We start from the raw sequence: 764 nt of genomic DNA, 5'->3' as shown, positions 1-764 counted from the left end.
TCTCGGTCGTGCAGACCGCTGAAGGTGCGCTCACCGAGACGCACAAGATCCTGCAGCGCATGCGCGACCTGTCGGTGCAGGCCTCCAACGACGGTGGCCTCAACGACGACGCCAAGAAGAACATCCAGTCCGAGATCGGCCAGCTCAAGTCCGAGCTGGACCGCATCGCCAGCACCACGAAGTTCAACGGCAAGGCCCTGCTGGACGGCAGCTACAACGCCACCTTCCAGGTCGGTGCCAACGGCGGGGAGACCATCAACGTCGCCATCGGCTCCACCGGCAAGGGCCTGGACGCCACCGGCCTGAACGTCGCCGGTGTCGACGTCACCGCCCCGGCCACCGGTGCCGCCACCGGCACCGTCACCAACGCCAGCGCCACCACCGCCGGCTCGGTCGCGGTCACCTTCAACGGTGCCGGGAACTTCAGCGACACCACGACGGTGAACGACTTCACCAAGCTCAACGGCACCATCAGCTTCGGTGGCAAGCAGTTCGACCTGGGCTCGGTGGAGTACACCGCCGCCGAGGACACCAACGCCGAGCGGCTGACCAAGCTCAACGCCGAGGCCGCCAAGGCCTTCGGCCTGGCCACCGGCGCCACCCCGTTCGCGGTGGGGGCCACGAACACCGAGCTGGTGTTCACCGCCCCGGCCAGCACCACCGGCTACACCGACGCCGACGGTGCGCTCAGCGGTTCCACCACCGACATCGCCAAGGCCACCCCGAGCTTCCAGCAGGCCACCGGGGCGTCCGCGGCGATCAAG

The 764-nt window shown here is 68.6% G+C and carries 1 protein-coding gene; it reads left to right on the top strand.

The genetic code is table 11. The features are described from left to right. Positions 1-8: 8 nt before the first annotated feature. A partial coding sequence (locus ACI79U_RS21425; RefSeq protein WP_457072409.1) for a flagellin N-terminal helical domain-containing protein occupies positions 9-764 on the top strand: 756 nt, incomplete at its 3' end.

The sequence above is a fragment of the Modestobacter sp. SYSU DS0904 genome, assembly GCF_054051115.1.
Note: the sequence above shows the minus strand (reverse complement) of the source record. Positions and strands in the feature narration are given on the sequence as shown.